This window comes from Vibrio sp. 10N.222.49.C9 (genome assembly GCF_041474985.1).
GTDB lineage: Bacteria > Pseudomonadota > Gammaproteobacteria > Enterobacterales > Vibrionaceae > Vibrio > Vibrio crassostreae_C.
Map to the genome: position 1 here is coordinate 1 of NZ_JBFRVD010001500.1, position 342 is coordinate 342.

General features: G+C 44.4%; 1 protein-coding gene. It reads right to left on the reverse strand.

The window, feature by feature from the left end; genetic code table 11:
- On the reverse strand, positions 1–342 hold a 342-nt coding region (locus AB4585_RS28935), incomplete at both ends, for a L,D-transpeptidase family protein (protein ID WP_372172232.1).

Below are 342 nucleotides of genomic sequence, written 5' to 3' on the forward strand. Positions count from 1 at the left end.
GGATAATATCTTCGCGCATGATTTTAGGTGGCACGTTCCATGTCGGGTTCAACACTAACGAATCCATCTTTATTTCCAGCATAGGGGTTTTGCGTTTTTGTTTACCGACAATCACCTTAGATGAGAATGCCACCTTGCCTCTAAAGTAATAGTTCAAATCGAAACTCGGTAAGTTCACAACGACAAGCGCACTTCGCTGCATTGGCCATAGACGGCTTCTTTCTGCATTGAGCGCCAACCTATGGATGCGATCTTCAATGGGATAGTTCAGCCATTCTATGGTCTTAGGTCCAATGACACCATCCGCGTTTAAGCCGTGTTGAGTTTGAAATCTCTTAACGA